This window comes from Oliverpabstia sp., from assembly GCF_022785585.1.
In the GTDB taxonomy this organism is placed as follows: Bacteria; Bacillota; Clostridia; order Lachnospirales; family Lachnospiraceae; genus Oliverpabstia; species Oliverpabstia intestinalis.
Genome location: NZ_JALFPR010000169.1, coordinates 1 through 17689, shown reverse-complemented (window position 1 = coordinate 17689; position 17689 = coordinate 1). Strand labels below are relative to the sequence as shown.

Annotated in this window: 14 protein-coding genes and 1 riboswitch; of the genes, 11 read left to right on the top strand and 3 right to left on the bottom strand. The window is 42.8% G+C overall.

The genetic code is table 11. The features are described 5' to 3' along the window. The coding region (locus MSA64_RS12135) for a His/Gly/Thr/Pro-type tRNA ligase C-terminal domain-containing protein (RefSeq protein ID WP_287891686.1) at nt 1-101 on the top strand (101 nt) is incomplete at its 5' end. A 149-nt stretch (nt 102-250) separates the two neighbouring features. Here MSA64_RS12135 and MSA64_RS11580 read toward each other — a convergent pair. Both MSA64_RS11580 and MSA64_RS11575 read right to left on the bottom strand, forming a co-directional pair. Further along, nucleotides 251-1024 carry a DUF6062 family protein gene (locus MSA64_RS11580; protein WP_022172566.1) on the bottom strand — a complete coding sequence of 258 codons (774 nt, stop codon included), beginning with the start codon at nt 1022-1024 and terminating at the stop codon, nt 251-253. A 65-nt stretch (nt 1025-1089) separates the two neighbouring features. Continuing rightward, a complete protein-coding gene (locus MSA64_RS11575) occupies nt 1090-1884 on the bottom strand; it encodes an MBL fold metallo-hydrolase (RefSeq protein ID WP_277664277.1) in 795 nt (264 codons plus the stop codon). Between the two features lie 238 nt (nt 1885-2122). Between MSA64_RS11575 and MSA64_RS11570 the strand changes: the two genes are divergently transcribed. The 7 genes from MSA64_RS11570 (at nt 2123) to MSA64_RS11540 (ending at nt 13580) form a co-directional block, all read left to right on the top strand. Then, nucleotides 2123-3373 (top strand): 6-phosphofructokinase, encoded by a 1251-nt coding sequence (locus tag MSA64_RS11570; protein WP_129258049.1) that lies wholly within the window; start codon nt 2123-2125, stop codon nt 3371-3373. Nucleotides 3374-3568: 195 nt separating this feature from the next. Beyond that, nucleotides 3569-6196, top strand: a complete 2628-nt coding sequence (gene ppdK, locus MSA64_RS11565; protein WP_287891685.1) for a pyruvate, phosphate dikinase — start codon at nt 3569-3571, stop codon at nt 6194-6196. A 603-nt stretch (nt 6197-6799) separates the two neighbouring features. Next, nucleotides 6800-8926, top strand: a complete 2127-nt coding sequence (locus tag MSA64_RS11560) for a sodium-translocating pyrophosphatase (RefSeq protein ID WP_287891684.1) — start codon at nt 6800-6802, stop codon at nt 8924-8926. A gap of 198 nt (nt 8927-9124) precedes the next feature. Next, complete coding sequence (locus MSA64_RS11555; RefSeq protein WP_287891683.1) at nt 9125-10567, top strand: putative DNA modification/repair radical SAM protein; 1443 nt, start codon at nt 9125-9127, stop codon at nt 10565-10567. Nucleotides 10568-10584: 17 nt separating this feature from the next. Next, nucleotides 10585-11340: a TIGR03915 family putative DNA repair protein gene (locus tag MSA64_RS11550; RefSeq protein WP_154431658.1), complete on the top strand. Its 756-nt coding sequence runs from the start codon at nt 10585-10587 to the stop codon at nt 11338-11340. A 93-nt stretch (nt 11341-11433) separates the two neighbouring features. Next, nucleotides 11434-11512: riboswitch (ZMP/ZTP riboswitch) on the top strand. 153 nt (nt 11513-11665) lie between these two features. Further along, a complete protein-coding gene (locus MSA64_RS11545; protein WP_287891682.1) occupies nt 11666-12379 on the top strand; it encodes an IMP cyclohydrolase in 714 nt (237 codons plus the stop codon). A gap of 16 nt (nt 12380-12395) precedes the next feature. Next, nucleotides 12396-13580, top strand: coding sequence for a phosphoribosylaminoimidazolecarboxamide formyltransferase (locus tag MSA64_RS11540; RefSeq protein WP_022172556.1), 1185 nt, complete (start codon nt 12396-12398; stop codon nt 13578-13580). 161 nt (nt 13581-13741) lie between these two features. Here the strand turns inward: MSA64_RS11540 and MSA64_RS11535 are convergent, their stop codons facing one another. Continuing rightward, a complete protein-coding gene (locus MSA64_RS11535; protein WP_022172555.1) occupies nt 13742-14116 on the bottom strand; it encodes a BlaI/MecI/CopY family transcriptional regulator in 375 nt (124 codons plus the stop codon). Between the two features lie 377 nt (nt 14117-14493). On the opposite strand from MSA64_RS11535, the gene MSA64_RS11530 reads away from it, so the two are divergent. Genes MSA64_RS11530 through MSA64_RS11520 form a run of 3 tightly spaced genes read left to right on the top strand, consistent with a single transcriptional unit; the run spans nt 14494 to nt 17542 of the window. Beyond that, nucleotides 14494-15792 carry an ABC transporter substrate-binding protein gene (locus tag MSA64_RS11530; RefSeq protein ID WP_277664280.1) on the top strand — a complete coding sequence of 433 codons (1299 nt, stop codon included), beginning with the start codon at nt 14494-14496 and terminating at the stop codon, nt 15790-15792. Nucleotides 15793-15809: 17 nt separating this feature from the next. After that, on the top strand, nt 15810-16691 hold the full coding sequence (locus MSA64_RS11525; protein WP_154431655.1) for a carbohydrate ABC transporter permease: 882 nt from the start codon (nt 15810-15812) through the stop codon (nt 16689-16691). Further along, nucleotides 16691-17542, top strand: coding sequence for a carbohydrate ABC transporter permease (locus MSA64_RS11520; RefSeq protein WP_022172552.1), 852 nt, complete (start codon nt 16691-16693; stop codon nt 17540-17542). The genes MSA64_RS11525 and MSA64_RS11520 overlap by 1 nt, the downstream gene beginning before the upstream one ends. Nucleotides 17543-17689: the final 147 nt, after the last annotated feature.

Genomic DNA, 17689 nt, shown 5'->3' with positions numbered 1-17689 from the left:
CAGATGGAGCGGTAACAGTCAGAGATCGTGACACTATGGAGCAGGAAAGAGTGAAGATCGAAGATCTGAGAGCTTATCTTGCTAAGAAGATGGAGTTTTAAAGTCAAAGAAGATTGATTTTGGAAAAAGAAAGAAAAAAATAGAGTTGTGATAAAAAAGAGGAAGTAAGACAATACTGTGGAAAGTTTGCCTTACTTCCTCTTTTTCATAGTCAGGCTTGGTAAAGATTGATTTTTGAAAACAGACAGGGTCAGTAATCAATTTTGAACACAGGGTCTGCAGGATAGCCTCCGCCGAGTTTCTGGATGGCACGCTGGATGCTGTCCTTGGAATTGCCCCAGTCTTTGTCGCGGTTCAGGTAGTCCTGTTTGTCACAAAACCAGGTAACTTCTTCTTCAAGACGCTTCATGTTTTCTTCCATCAGAGAAAAAAGAACCGGATAAAACTCCTGTTTTTCTTTGACAGACAGTTTTTTTTCTCCGACTTCCACAAGGTCACGGAAGTGATGCATACAGAATCCTTTGCTGTTTTTGAAAAGTTCTTTGAATTCTTTGCTGTTTTTATACATATAAAAGAAAGTATCCAGATAACGCTGATAGGTTGCATTAAAATGGTCACAGACATAGCAGCTGTGTTCTTTTTCATAGAGCCATTGTCCTAATGGTGTTTCCGGGGCATCCGGGTTCAGGTCTGTCTTTTTCAGACGTCCCATCAGAGTAGATTTGCCGGAAGTAAAGGATTTTATCTGTCTGGTCATCTCTTCATTCAGTTTTTTCAGATGTGTGCTGAGCATCAGTCCACAGCCGAGACGATTGCCAAAATCATACATCATTTTATAATGGTGACGACAGAAACCGATCCGGTCAGTCTCCATGCGGATATCATCCTCCATATAAGAAGACTGTTTGCCAAGTATGAATTCCAGAGCGTGCTGCTCGGCATCCCGTTCTAATCTGCAGAAAGGACATTCATCTTCTGCATGAAAAGCATCGTTTAGTGGAATGGTATAGATTGTTTCTTTCATGTAATTCCCTCGCTGTCTATATGAAATCGTTGTTTTTTCGGATGGAACATCGAAAACTGTGTTCCCTATTTCTGTGAAAGAAGATACTGCATTTCTGCGCGTCCATACGAAGCATAAAGTAATGGTTCCTGGGTGAATACTCTTGAAACATTGCTTGGACGTCCCTGGATTTCACCGGAAAGTACCTGACCCACCAGGTCGATCATATCAGCCAGAACACCGAGACCCAGTGGATTATAAACCGGATGTGCAACAGATTCGAAGGCTTGCATATGATGACCGCCGAAGAACTTCATCCGTCCACCGTTGTCAACCAGCCAATGCATGAGATGAATCAGACTGTCGTAATATGTTTTAAGATCCGTTGATCCTGGAATCTGCATCCAGACTCCACATCCGCTTCCGATCGCATCGCCTGTGAACAGGTAATTCTCCCTGGTTTCCAGAATAACTATACTTCCCGGTGTGTGTCCGGGGACCTGACAGATACGAAGCTCTGTTCCACCAAGAGAAATTACAGAGTCTGTGTGAATATCGTGAATCTCATCCCAGGGTTTCAGTCTTCCAGCAGTCAGGGTGCGCAGCGTCGTTTCCTCTATTTTTTTTTCGTCGTGACACATATAAACTTCTTCAAACTCATCCATATGGTAGATGTGATCCCAATGTACATGAGTTACCACAAGAAGAAGTGGTTTGTCCGTGAGTTCACGGAGCAGTGGCATGATTTTCTTTCCGGTGGTAATCCCGGTATCGATGACTGCCGCTTTTTCATCACCTTCTATCATGTAGAAAGAAGAATTTCCTGCATCCAGAATACAAAAGATATGTTTGCCGATTTTAGTTACTTCAAAACCTTCCATAGATGTTTCCTCCTCGATTTGTCGTGGTTCACAAAATATCTGATAATGTTTTATGGATAAATAATGTATAAACATCTTGTATAAGAATAACCTGTATTATACAAAAGGTCAACAAGAAAACACGGGAAACCTATAATAATGGTAAATATATATAAAGAAATATTGAAAATACAATAATAATTTAGTATAATGACGATTATAGTATTATCGTACAAAATATTTATAGGAGGAGATGCCAATGGCCAGCAAAAAAAGAAATGTAATCGTAGGACAGTCCGGAGGTCCGACATCTGTAATTAATTCAAGCTTGGCAGGTGTGTATAAAAATGCAATCGAGAGAGGATTTGACAAAGTATATGGTATGCTGCATGGTGTTCAGGGGCTTTTAGATGAACAGTATGTGGATATGTCCACACAGATCCATTCCGATCTGGATATTGAACTGTTAAAGAGAACCCCGTCCGCTTTTTTGGGATCCTGTCGTTATAAACTCCCGGAAATTCATGAAAATATGGAGATATATGACAGAATTTTTGAGATTTTGGACAAGCTGGAGATTGATTCCTTTATATATATCGGAGGAAACGACTCCATGGATACCATCCGTAAACTTTCCGACTATGCCATCGTAAAAGGACATAAACAAAAATTTCTCGGTGTGCCGAAAACAATTGATAACGATCTGGCTCTGACGGATCATACACCTGGGTTTGGAAGTGCGGCAAAATACATTGCGGCTTCCACAAAAGAAGTAATCCGTGATGCACTTGGGCTGACATACAAAAAAGAAATGATCACCGTTATGGAAATCATGGGAAGAAATGCAGGATGGCTTACAGGAGCTGCAGCGCTTGCTAAAACAGAGGAATGTGAAGGACCGGATCTGATCTATCTTCCGGAGATCGCTTTTGATGTGGACGATTTCCTGGCAAAAGTAAAAGAACTGCTGCAGAAGAAGAGCTCTATTGTAATTGCAGTTTCAGAAGGAATTAAACTGGCTGACGGACGGTATGTGTGCGAACTGTCCGGTGGCGGAGATTATGTAGACGCATTCGGACACAAACAGTTACAGGGTACAGCAGCTTATCTCGCCGGATTCCTGGGTGCAGAGATCGGATGCAAGACTCGTAGCGTAGAATTCTCTACACTGCAAAGAAGTGCTTCTCATATGGCATCCAGAGTAGATATCGAAGAAGCATTTATGGTAGGCGGAGCAGCAGTAAAAGCGGCAGACGAAGGTTACAATGGAAATATGGTGGTAATAGACCGTGTATCCGATGATCCGTACATGTCATCTGCGGGAATCTACGATGTGCACCGGATCGCCAATGAGGAAAAACTGGTGCCGAGAGAATGGGTAAACAAAGAAGGCAATTATGTAACAAAAGACTTTATTGACTATGTAAAACCGTTAATTCAGGGTGATTATCAGCCAATTATGGTAAATGGTCTGCCACGTCATCTGGTACTGGATATGAAAAAGAAATAACGTGCCGAAAATCCTGAAAAAAACAGAAGGATTTTTAAGGTATTTTTCCTTTTTTCTTCGGTTTGACTTGACTATAATGTGCTTTTTGATTACAATTATTGTATACGAGTGCGAACTGCATGAGTGAAAATGTTTTCCGCTTTTCCTGGTGGGAGATGTTTGGAAATTTAATATACTTTTAGGAGGAATGTTTAAATGGCAACAAAGTGGGTTTATATGTTCACTGAAGGTAATGCTACCATGAGAAACCTTCTGGGTGGAAAAGGTGCTAACCTTGCTGAAATGACAAACTTAGGACTGCCGGTACCGCAGGGCTTCACAATTACAACAGAAGCTTGTACTCAGTACTATGAAGACGGAAGAAAAATTAATGATGAGATCATGGCTCAGATCATGGAATCCATCACAAAAATGGAAGAGATCACCGGAAAGAAATTCGGCGACAAAGAAAATCCTCTTCTGGTTTCCGTTCGTTCTGGTGCAAGAGCATCCATGCCTGGTATGATGGATACTATCCTGAACCTGGGTCTGAATGAAGAAGTAGTAGAAGTTCTGGCAGCTCATTCCGGAAATCCTCGTTGGGCATGGGATTGCTACAGAAGATTTATCCAGATGTACTCTGACGTAGTTATGGAAGTAGGTAAAAAATACTTCGAAGAGCTGATCGACAAAATGAAAGCTGACAGAGGCGTAAAACAGGACGTTGAACTGACAGCAGAAGATCTGAAAGAGCTGGCTAATCAGTTCAAAGCTGAATACAAAGAAAAAATCGGAGCTGAATTCCCGACAGATCCGAAGGAACAGCTGATGGGCGCTATCAAAGCTGTATTCCGTTCTTGGGATAACCCACGTGCTAACGTATATCGTCGTGATAACGATATTCCGTATTCCTGGGGAACAGCAGTTAACGTACAGATGATGGCATTCGGTAACATGGGTGATGACTGTGGTACCGGTGTAGCATTCACACGTGACCCTGCAACAGGTAACAACGGTCTGTTCGGCGAATTCCTGACAAATGCACAGGGTGAAGACGTAGTTGCCGGTGTTCGTACACCTATGCATATTTCCGAGATGGAACAGAAGTTCCCGGAAGCATTCAAACAGTTCAAAGAAGTTTGCAAAACTCTGGAAACTCACTACAGAGATATGCAGGATATGGAGTTTACTGTAGAACATGGTAAACTGTACATGCTGCAGACACGTAACGGTAAGAGAACAGCTCAGGCTGCTCTGAAGATCGCTTGTGATCTGGTAGATGAAGGAATGAGAACAGAAGAAGAAGCAGTAGCAATGATCGATCCTCGTAACCTGGATACTCTGCTTCATCCGCAGTTTGATGCGGCTGCTCTGAAAGCTGCTACTCCAATGGCAAAAGCTCTGGGAGCTTCACCGGGAGCTGCTTGTGGTAAAATCGTATTCACAGCTGATGACGCTGTAGAATGGGCTGCAAGAGGAGAAAAAGTTATTCTGGTACGTCTGGAGACATCTCCGGAAGATATCACCGGTATGAAATCTGCACAGGGTATCCTGACAGTTCGTGGTGGTATGACATCTCATGCAGCAGTAGTTGCCCGTGGTATGGGAACCTGTTGTGTATCCGGTTGTGGAGATATCACAATGGACGAAGAAAACAAGAGATTTACACTGGCTGGAAAAGAATACCATGAAGGAGATGCAATCTCTCTGGATGGTTCCACAGGTAATATCTATGACGGTATCATCCCGACTGTAGACGCTACAATCGCAGGTGAATTCGGAAGAATCATGGGATGGGCTGACAAATACAGAACTATGAAAGTTCGTACAAACGCAGATACTCCGGCAGATGCTAAAAAAGCTCGTGAGCTGGGTGCAGAAGGTATTGGTCTTTGCCGTACAGAGCATATGTTCTTCGAAGGCAACAGAATCGATGCATTCCGTGAAATGATCTGTGCTGAAACAGTAGAAGAAAGAGAAGCAGCTCTGGCTAAGATCCTTCCGGAACAGCAGGGAGACTTCGAAAAACTGTATGAAGCTCTGGAAGGTAACCCGGTTACTATCCGTTTCCTGGATCCGCCGCTTCATGAGTTCGTTCCTACTGAAGAAGAAGATATCAAGAAACTGGCTGATGCTCAGGGTAAAACTGTTGAGCAGATCAAAGCTATCATCGATTCTCTGCATGAGTTCAACCCGATGATGGGTCATCGTGGATGCCGTCTGGCTGTAACTTATCCGGAAATCGCTAAGATGCAGACAAGCGCAGTTATCCGTGCAGCTATCAACGTTAAGAAAGCTCATCCGGACTGGAATGTAAAACCGGAAATCATGATTCCGCTGGTAGGCGATATCAAAGAGCTGAAATATGTTAAGAAATTTGTTGTTGAGACAGCAGATGCAGAAATCGCAGCAGCTGGCAGCGACCTGACATATGAAGTTGGTACCATGATTGAGATCCCGAGAGCAGCTCTGACTGCAGACGAGATCGCTAAAGAAGCTGACTTCTTCTGCTTCGGTACAAACGACCTGACACAGATGACATACGGCTTCTCTCGTGATGATGCTGGTAAATTCCTGGATGCTTACTATGATGCTAAGATCTTTGAAAACGATCCATTTGCAAAACTGGATCAGGTAGGTGTTGGCAAACTGATGGATATGGCTCTGAAATTAGGAAAACCGGTTAATCCAAGCCTGCATGTAGGTATCTGTGGAGAACACGGTGGAGATCCAAGTTCTGTAGAATTCTGCAACAAACTGGGTCTGGACTATGTTTCCTGCTCACCGTTCCGTGTACCGATCGCAAGACTGGCAGCAGCACAGGCAGCAATCAATCAGAAATAATTTAAAATTATATAAAAGCATGTGAAAACATGAATTGTGTCCAAACGTAAAGATGGACCCCGAGGGTCTGAAGTGATTCAGACCACGGGGTCTTTTTTGATTTACGCGAGCAGCGAGAGAAATCGCATATATGCAGATTTGGCAAGCACTGCGATAATCAAAATCGATCCACTGGATCGATTATTGATATGTAATGCAACGAGTAAAATTCACAAGGCGTACGTCATCTCGTTTACAGAAAACACACAGTGACAATGTGGCAAGAGATACTTTTGCTCTGTAATATACGCAAAAGGTTGAAAAAAATAATAACAAGAAAAATAAAGATACACAATAAAAAATATACAAAATACCGATAAAATGCAAATGAAGAAAGAAAGAGTATTGTGTAAAATAAATAAAAATACAAAGAGAATCTATTGAAAAATATAAGAAAATATGATAATATGATGATAAATTGGGAAGAAGGTCGATTCATGAAAATAAAGGCGATTAACAGGGGTGGAAAGAACCTTTATTTGTAAAAAAGTATAAAGCTATTTGGGCAATCGTTACCGGATGAGGCGGTAATTTGCAAAAATATATTTTATGGGGGTGGAGCTTATGGATAGTTCCGTTATTTGGTACGCAATGTTAGCTGTCGTAGTAGTTGCTCTCGTTTTTGTCCTTTTTAATTTCAACAAAGTAAAGAAACTGAAAGAGGGAAACGACAAGATGGTAGAGATGGCCGGTATCATTCGGAGTGGTGCGGGTACATTTTTGAAAGCAGAGTTTAAGGTGATCGCAATCATAGGAGTCATTATTGCTCTGGTATTCAGTCTGTTTGTGGAAGCCACAAGTGGAATCACATTTCTGCTAGGCGGGCTGATGAGCAGTCTGGTCTGTATCATTGGTATGAAGAGTGCCACCTATGCCAATGTACGTACAGCAAACAAGGCAAGAGAATCACTTTCTATCGGAGAGACCGTAAAAGTAGCATTGAGCGGTGGAAGTGTCAGTGGCATTGCTGTACAGGCATTTGGTATGCTGGGATTGTTGCTGGTGCTGATCATCTGGGGTGTGAATCCTCACGCAACAGGTCACGGACTGGTGGCAAACCTGGAGTGCAATCCTTCCATCATGAGAATCACTACATACTCTCTGGGATGTTCAATCGTAGCCATGTTCAACAGGGTTGCAGGTGGTAACTACACAAAGGCGGCAGATATTTCATCTGATATTCTTGCCAAGATTCGCCATGATATGCCGGAGGATGACAGTCGTGTGCCAAATGTTATTGCAGACTTTATCGGAGATAATGTCAATGATATCGCAGGTAACTGTTCAGATCTTCTGGAGAGCTTCGTTGCAACCATCGCAGCTTCTATTATGATTGCAGTTACCTTATTTATCAATGGAATCGTGAATGTATCTGATGAAACCTTTATCCGTATGATTATTTTCCCGGTGATTCTTGCCGGTGTCGGCCTGATTGGATGTCTGATCGGCCTGAGTTACGCATTTATACGGAAGATGGGAGATGATCCGTCAAGAGAACTGAATCTTGCCACCTGGATTTCAGCAGGAATTACGGTTATCCTGGGTCTGGCTGCTTCGTATATGATGTTTGGAAATGTTCCGTTATATGAAGATATGGTCTGTGGATGGATATCTCCGTGGATCTCAAGTATCCTCGGTATCGTCAGCGGAATTGCGATCGGAAGTATTACAGAATATTATACCAGTGACAAATACAAGCCGACGAAAAAACTGGCAGAGATGGCAATCGAGGGCGAGGCTTTCGTTATCACAAAAGGTGATGCGATCGGATCCCGTTCCACCTTACTGCCTATCCTCATCATCGGTATTGCCCTGTTTATCTCCGGAAAAATCAGCGGAACTTATGGAATAGCAATTTCTGCACTGGGTATGCTCTCTTTCGTAGGCGCAACGGTATCCATCGATGCTTTCGGACCAATCGCAGACAATGCAGGTGGTCTGGCAGAATCCTGTCATCTGGAACACAAAGTCCGTATCATCACGGACAAGCTGGATTCGGTAGGCAATACAACAGCGGCGATCGGAAAAGGGTTTGCTATTGGTTCAGCTGCATTTGCAGCTGTATCCCTGATTGTGGCTTATGTAGGAAACTATACAGCAAAAGGAGAAGAGCCGGTATTAAATATTGCATCATTCATTGTGGTTGCCGGTGGCCTGATCGGTGGTGCACTGATCGAGTATTTCTCTGCGATGCTCACTGATAACACTATCGAGTCAGCCAAACTGATGGCCGATGAGGGTGATAAGATGCTTTCCACTCCCGGTGTACTGGAAGGAAAAGTAAAACCGGATTATAATAAACTGATCGGTATGGCTGCAAACCAGGCTTTGAAAAAAATGGTAGTACCGTCTGTACTGGCACTTTGTATCCCGGTAATCGGCGGATTTGTCTTTGGGGTGCAGTTTGTAGGCGGTATCCTGATCGGTGCCACAATCGTGGCGATTCCGCGTGCACTGTTTATGGGTAACTCCGGTGGAGCTTTCGATAATGCGAAAAAATACATTGAAAGTGAAGCTCTTGAAGGGCACGGGAAAGGATCGGCTGCTCACAAAGCAGCAGTTACCGGTGACACTGTTGGTGATACAAGAAAAGACGTTGTCGGCGTGGCATTGGATATTTTTATTAAGAGTATGTCTACAGTTGCCAATACACTGGCATCTCTGTTTTCAACAATTACATTAATTCATTAACAAGTGAAAAAAGAAAAACTTCTGTTGGCGAATGCGCTGACAGAAGTTTTTCTTTTTTTCGTACTTAGTATCTGAAATGAGCTTTCGGTGGCAGGCTCAGCAGACACCTGAAACAATAATACGTACAAATGTTCGAAAAAAAGATTTACACCGAACATATATTCGTGTATAATAAAAGAAATGATGGAGGTGAAAGAAATGGAATTGAGACAAGGGCTGTCGATACAGGAAAAACTGCGGATTCTGGCAGATGCGGCAAAGTATGATGTTGCGTGTACGTCAAGTGGTGTAGACAGAAAGGGTATGAAAGGATCTCTGGGCAATTCAAAAGCCTGTGGAATCTGCCACAGTTTTTCAGCGGATGGCAGATGTATCTCGCTATTAAAGGTGCTGATGACGAACCATTGTGTTTATGACTGCAAATACTGTGCAAACAGGGTATCGAACGATACAGAGCGTACTGCATTTACCCCCAGGGAACTGTGTGAGCTGACAGTGGAATTCTATAAAAGAAACTATATCGAAGGGCTGTTTCTCAGTTCCGGAGTACAAAAGAATCCGGCATATACGATGGAAAAGATATGTGAGGCGCTGCAGCTTCTCCGTACTGAATATCATTTCAACGGATATATTCATGTAAAAGCAGTTCCGGGGGCACCAGACGACTTGATCATGCGTGCCGGTTATCTGGCAGATCGTATGAGTATCAACCTGGAACTGCCGACAGCAGAGGGAATGAAAAAACTTGCCCCTAACAAGTCTCATCAGACAATATTAAAGCCGATGGCGAAGGTGACGGATACGATTGCTGCGAACCGACTGGCACAGGGGAAAAGTGCGTATCTGGAACGGAGCACATCCAATCGGTATCTGACGGACAGTATTTTTTCGGAAGAGCAGAGGAAAATTACGGGAAATCAAACGGATCGGATCGGAGAGTCTTCCGTTTACCGGATTACAACAAAAGAACATGAAAAATTGAAAAAACGACCCTTTGCATCTGCGGGACAGAGTACACAGATGATCATTGGGGCAACACCAGAGACAGATTACCATCTGCTTTGCATGACGCAGAACCTGTATCAGAGGTATGATCTTAAAAGAGTATTTTTCTCTGCCTATGTGCCTGTGAACGAAGACCCGGATCTCCCGGGGATTGATGAAAAACCTCCCCTTTTAAGGGAACACCGTCTCTATCAGGCAGACTGGCTGCTACGGTTTTATGGATTCCATGCGGAGGAATTATTGTCAGAACAGAGACCGAATTTTAACGAGCAGATTGACCCAAAGTGTGAGTGGGCACTCCGGCATCTGGAACTTTTTCCGGTGGAGATCAATACTGCATCTTATGAGCGGATCCTGCGGATTCCGGGTGTGGGACCAAAATCAGCGGGCAGGATCGTGCGCGCAAGGAGATACGGAAGTCTGGACTTTGACCATCTGAAAAAGATGGGTGTCGTTTTAAAAAGAGCGCATTATTTTATCACCTGTAACGGAAAGATGATGTACAGGATTCCGATGGAAGAGAATTTTATCACCAAACAGCTGACCAGTGTAGAATATAAAGAAAACTGGCAGCTGATGAATCAGCAGGAGTATCATCAGATGTCGTTGTTCGGAGATTTTGGTGTGCAGGCGTGAGAAGAAAGGGAACGGAAATGTATTGTTTTACCTGTAAAGAAGATTTTGAGAGTATGATGACCTGTATCTACCGGGTATGGGAGGCAAAAAAAGGAAGTCAGAATGTCAGGTTGGAAATCGAACCGGTGGAACAGATGGACCTTCTGACGGAATATGTTCATGTGGAGGTGGATCCGGAGCTGGCACACAAGGTGGTTCGATCAATTCGGACCAAAATATCTGCAAAAGCCTATTATCAGGTCTATCTGGCGGCTATGAGCAATGATCCGGGGCGGCTGGATGATATTTATCGTTTTCTGAGGATAGGATTTGCTGTGGGAGGGAAAGTAACCGAGTGTCTGAGAGAAGAATCGGTGATGCAGATCTTTGAACTGAGCCGACAGGTATCGAATGAAAGACATTTTTTTCGGGAAATTTTGCGGTTTACGAGAATCGACCCCGGGATTTATGTTGCACATATGGAGCCAAAGGGAAATGTGGTGGCACTGGTAGCAGAACATTTTGCAGACCGGATGCCATCGGAAGACTGGATGATCATTGATGATAGGCGAGGCCTGGGGGTGATCCATCCGAAAAATGAGCCGTTTTATGTTACAAAGTTCCGGGAAGAAGAGATGGAGCGGCTTTGTCAGACGGAACAGCAGGAAGATCTTTATACGCAGATGTGGAAAGAATTTTTCTATACGATTGCAGTGGAAAAAAGGAAGAATCCGGTATGCCAGAGAAACATGTTTCCGTTACGATACAGAAAACATGTGACGGAGTTTTTATAAAAAAGGAGAAGAAGGAATACAAAGACACTGTTTGCTGAAGGGCGGAATTATAAAAAGAGGGTTGACAGAAAGAAAAATAAATGCTATTTTTGAAGTAACTTATATGACTGACGGAAGTGGAGTTTACCACGGGGAGTATAAGGGTTTGAAGCCGACCGTCTGGGCAGTGTAGCTCGGATTGTAGGCTTTTTTCATTTTCAGCATAATTTCTGCGTAGTATGGAGAAAACGGGAAAAGCCGGGTATAGTGATTTTCGTTATGAAGATTCGCTATACCGATCCGGATCATGGTAAAATCAAAACATAAGACAAAAGGAGAATTGTTCATGAAGATGATATCATTGGAACAGGAACTGAGAGGAAATTCATACCCGGGAAGAGGAATTGTAATTGGCAGATCTGCAGACGGAACGAAAGCAGTTGCGGCCTATTTCATCATGGGAAGAAGTGAAAACAGCAGAAACCGTGTCTTTGTAGAAGAAGGACAGGGAATCCGTACCCAGGCCTTTGATCCTTCCAAACTGGTGGATCCCAGTCTTATTATCTATGCGCCGGTACGTGTGCTGGGCAATAAAACCATCGTGACCAACGGAGACCAGACAGATACCATTTATGAGGGAATGGACAGACAGCTGACATTTGAGCAGGCTCTGACATCCAGAGAATTTGAACCGGATGCACCAAATTACACTCCTCGAATCTCCGGAGTGATGCATATTGAAAACGGAGCGTTTGATTATGCAATGTCTATCGTAAAAAGCAATAATGGAAATCCGGACTCCTGTAACCGTTATACATTCTCTTATGGAACAGCACTTGCAGGGGAAGGACATTTTATTCATACATATATGGGCGATGGCAATCCGCTGCCCAGTTTTGAAGGAGAACCGAAGCTTGTGGCAATTCCGAATGAGATTGATGAATTTACCGGTCTGTTATGGGAAAGCCTGAATGAAGAAAATAAAGTATCTCTGTTTGTACGTTATATCGATATTGCAGACGGTACCTGCGAGACAAGAATTGTAAATAAAAATAAATAAGAGAGGGAGAAGCACAATGAAAGAATTACAGTTAAAGTATGGATGTAACCCGAATCAGAAACCTTCCAGAATCTATATGAATGACGGATCGGAACTTCCGATCAAAGTGCTTTCCGGAAAGCCTGGATACATTAACTTTCTGGATGCTTTTAATGGCTGGCAGCTGGTATCCAATCTGAAACAGGCAACCGGTCTGGCGGCAGCAACCTCTTTTAAACATGTATCCCCGGCAGGGGCTGCCGTGGGACTTCCGTTAAGTGAGACACTGGCAAAAATCTACTGGGTAGATGATATGGACTGGAAAAACTTCTCTCCGATTGCCTGTGCTTACGCAAGAGCAAGAGGTGCAGACCGTATGTCTTCTTTCGGTGATTTTATTTCTCTGTCTGACGTATGCGACAAAGATACCGCCCTGCTGATCAAGAGAGAGGTATCTGACGGTGTAATTGCACCGGGTTATACACCGGAAGCTCTGGAGATTCTGTCTCAGAAGAAAAAAGGAAATTATAATGTGATTCAGATTGATCCGGATTATGTACCGGCTCCACTGGAACATAAAGAAGTGTTTGGTGTTACTTTTGAACAGGGAAGACAGGAACTGGCAATTGATGATGAACTGATTTCCAATCTGGTGACAAATAACAAAGAACTGACCGAAGAGGCAAAGAGAGATATGAAGATTTCTCTGATCATCCTCAAATACACCCAGTCTAACTCTGTATGTTTCGTAAAAGACGGACAGGCCATCGGTGTAGGCGCCGGACAGCAGTCCCGTGTACACTGTACCCGTCTGGCCGGACAGAAAGCAGACAACTGGTGGCTGCGCCAGAGTCCACAGGTACTGAATCTGCCGTTTAAAGAGGGTATTACCCGTGCAGAACGTGATAACGCGATTGATGTTTATATGGGTGAGGAATACATGGATGTGATCGGTGATGGAAACTGGGAGAGATCGTTCACCGAAAAACCTGCAGTATTCACAAGAGAAGAGAAGCGTGCATGGCTGGATCAGCTGACAGGTGTTACGCTGGGATCTGATGCGTTTTTCCCGTTTGCAGATAATATTGAACGTGCACATAAAAGTGGTGTTGCTTATATTGCTCAGCCTGGAGGATCTGTCCGCGATGATCTCGTGATTGAGTGCTGTGATAAGTACAATATGGTAATGGCATTCACCGGTATCCGTCTGTTCCATCATTAAAAACAGGAGTAACTGTGAGAGTGTTGAACAGTTACGCTAAGTAAAGTAATAAAACGAAAAACCGATGATTTCTGATTTGTATTTTCTGAAAAAACAAAATCAGAAATCGTCGGTTCTTTTTTGTATATATTCTATTTCTTCTTTCATAAAACTAAATACTGCTATTTCTCAATCTTTTCTTTTAAAGCTGTTTTGAAGGCGTCGTCTGCCTGATTGGTATCAATCAGTGACTGAATATAATTCAAAATACCGCCTTTTGTTGTCGGGCTGTCTACTACACACTGAATCAGTTTTTTCTGTTCATTGTATGCATGCTGATCTATGAGTGGTGCATAGGCTCTCCCGGTGCGTGTCATGGACTTACCGATGGAATCTACTTTCAGATATCCTTTTTTTGTCAGTGTGATAATACCGGGTGCAACAGTATTTCTTTTCAATGTTACATCTTTTTTCAGAATCTCAGATATCAGACAGGGGTGACCGATTTGCCATACAGCCTGCATAATCTGTTCTTCTTTGCGGGTTAGTGTCTGCATAAAAGCTCCTTTCACATAAATAAACAAGTATCAGTAATAATACTATTTTTATTATAAGCTATCTATAGAAAAAATCAACGAGTATGTATGGAAAACATTAAAATGAAACTATTTTCACGTTGCTGCTCTGTGAATTGTCTGAAAATCTTTGATGGGAGAAGAAAAGAACCGATACTACCAACATTCTATACAAAAAACAATAATTTATACGTGATTTGGAAAGGATAATAAAATTATTTTTTGGATATAATAGACAAAAAACGAGGAAAAATATTGTACAAAATATTGGTGTTTTTGTAAACGTGTTGCAAAACCAGACAAAACTAACTAGAATTCATAACGGTTTATAGGATAAATAAGGAAAGGAATTATGGAAAATGAAAAGACGTGGAAAAGCAGCACTTTGTCTTGGAATGACCGGCGTGATGGCAGTTGGAACAATGCTTTCCGGATGTGGAAAAGAACAAACAAACGGAAAAGTTAAAATTGAAGTTGTTCAGTACAAACCGGAAGCCGTAGATGTATTTGAAGAGCTGGAAAAGAAATTCAATGAGACACACGACAATATAGAACTGGTTATCGATTCTCCGAACGATGCCATGACTATTTTAAAAACAAGATTTATTCGTGAGGATTATCCGGATATCATCGGAATCGGCGGTGATGTAAACTACTCTAATTTCCTTGATTCTGATATGTTAATGGATATTTCGGATTTTGACGGGCTCGATGATATTAAAGAAGCGTATCTTGAGACAGATAAAGAACTGGAATATGTGCCGATGGACGGAGTTTATGCAATGCCGTACATGGCCAATGCGGCCGGTGTCCTTTACAACAAGGATATGTTTGAAGAACATGGCTGGACGATTCCAACCACATGGGATGAATTTACTGCTTTGTGTGAAAGAATCGAAGCTGAAGGAATTCAGCCGCTGTATTTTGGATTCAAAGATTCCTGGACCTGTCTGGCTCCGTGGAATGCGATCGCTGTAGATCTGGCTCCGTCTGATGTGTGCTCGGAGGTAAATAAAGGGAATACCACATTTACCGATAATTACAGAGAAGTGGCAGAGAAAGAAAAAGCGCTTCTGGCATATGCCCAGGATAATCCGGCAGCATACGGATACAACGATGCGTGTACAGCATTTGCCAAAGGTGAGTCTGCGATGTTTGTGATCGGAAGTTATGCCGTTCCTCAGATCAAATCAGTGAATCCGGATATGAACATTGATTCCTTTGTATTTCCGGCAAGCAACAATGCAGAAGAAAATGTGTTAAACTCCGGTAACGACTTACAGTTTTCCATTATGAAAAACTGCGAACACAAAGAAGAAGCATATGAAGTACTGCGTTTCTTTATGGAAGATGAAAATGTACAGTCATACATTGATGATCAGAGTGCCGTGCCATGTAAAAAAGGCGATTTCGAACTGCCGTCTATGCTGGATGGTATGAAAGAATACATCAACGAAGGAAAACTGGTGGACTATCAGGATCATCATTATCCCAGTGAAATGTCCGTAGATGCGATGATTCAGACCTATCTGTTGGATGACAGCGAAAATGCTACCGACAAATTCCTGAAGAAATTTGATACTGAGTGGGTTCGTTACAACCGTGATCTGATTCAGAAAGTACAGGATTACGAAAAAGAAAACGGAAGTAACAACTAGGAAAGGGGATAAGAACGATGAATAAGAAAGGGAAAACCAACGACAGAGAGCGCACGTTTCTCCTGATTACCATTCCGGTACTGGTGCTGTTTTTCTGTTTTAACACATTACCGCTGATCAAAGGTTTTATCTATAGTTTTACAAATTTCAAAGGATATGGAACCTATGATTTTGTCGGACTTCGAAACTACAAAGATCTGTTTACCGACGCCCGCGTGGGAAGATCTTACCTATTTACTTTTAAATATGCAATTGTTTGTACGATCATTGTAAATGTCATCAGTCTGCTTCTGGCACTGGGACTGAATGCGAAAATTAAAGGAAAAACGGTGCTGAGAGGAATCTATTTCATCCCGAATATTCTTGGTGGACTGGTTATCGGTTATATTTTTAGTTTCTTCTTTACTTATATTCTTCCGGTAGCTGGTCAGGCAGCAGGAATCGAATGGCTGAGTTCCAGTATTCTGGCAAAAGAAAGTACTGCATGGTTTGGTATCGTTATTGTAGGTGCATGGCAGGCAATTGCAATGAATACCATCATCTATATTTCCGGTCTGCAGACCGTGCCGGAAGATGTGTATGAAGCCGGTGCGATCGATGGAGCCACCGGATGGAGAAGGTTCAAAGACCTTACATTTCCGCTGATTATTCCATTCTTTACGATTAATATGGTGCTGTGTATGAAAAACTTCCTGATGGTATTTGACCAGATTATGGCATTGACCAAAGGTGGTCCGTCCCAGAGTACAGAGTCCATCTCTTACCTGATCTACCAGAATGGTATGAGTGGTGGACAGTTTGGTTTCCAGAGTGCCAACGCGGTTCTTTTCTTTGTCGTTATCGTGGCAATCTCTGCATTCCAGATGACAGTAATGGGTAAGAAGGAGGAACAGTTATAATGAGTAAGAAAACAAATAATCAGACAGCAAAAGTCAACTGGCCGATTACCATTTTACTGATCATCGGCTGTCTCACCGTGTTTTTTCCTCTGTATATGGCAGTGATCATTGCGTTCAAACAGCCGTCTGAGATGACAAATGATATCGCCGGAGCACTGGCATTTCCGAAAACCTGGAGTTTTGCGAACTTTTCGGAAGCGATGAAGGTAACTGATTTCTGGCATTCTCTGGGGAACAGTTTACTGCTTACGATCGTGACCGTGATCCTTGCTATTCTGATCCATTCTCTGGCGGGGTATGCGATTGGAAGAAGTATGGCAAATAAAAAGTTTTATAATTTTGCGTATCTGTATATTGTAAGTGGTATGTTCGTACCGTTTGCGATTCTGATGATGCCTCTGGTAAAACAGACTGCGCAGATCGGAATTGCCAATCGTTTTGGTGTTATCGTACTGTATGTGGTATTCTTTATGCCAATGAATATCCTGTTATATTCCGGTTATCTGAAAAATATTCCACTGGCACTGGAAGAAGCAGCACGTGTGGATGGCGCTACTACATGGAGTACTTACTGGAATATCATTTTCCCGATCATGAAGCCAATGCATGCAACCGTTGCTGTACTGACTGCTATGAGTACCTGGAACGATGTTATGACACCTCTGGTTATCATGTCCGGAACAGGAAAAAATACGTTACCACTGGCGCAGTTAAACTTCCAGACTCAGTTCGGAACTAATTATAACCTGGCATTCGCCTCTTATCTGCTGGCACTGCTGCCGATTTTGATCTTCTATCTGATCTGTCAGAAACAGATTATCAACGGCGTGGTAAACGGAGCAGTAAAATAATAGTTACTGTTCACTGGTAATATCCCGCGAGGTGTTTTTTGTGAGCGAAGGTCACAGAAAACCCGAGACATATCGCGCGAATTTATGCGATTAGCATAAATTCTGTGCATCGCGCAGCGTGTTGCTGGGCACGGAGTGAACAGTAAC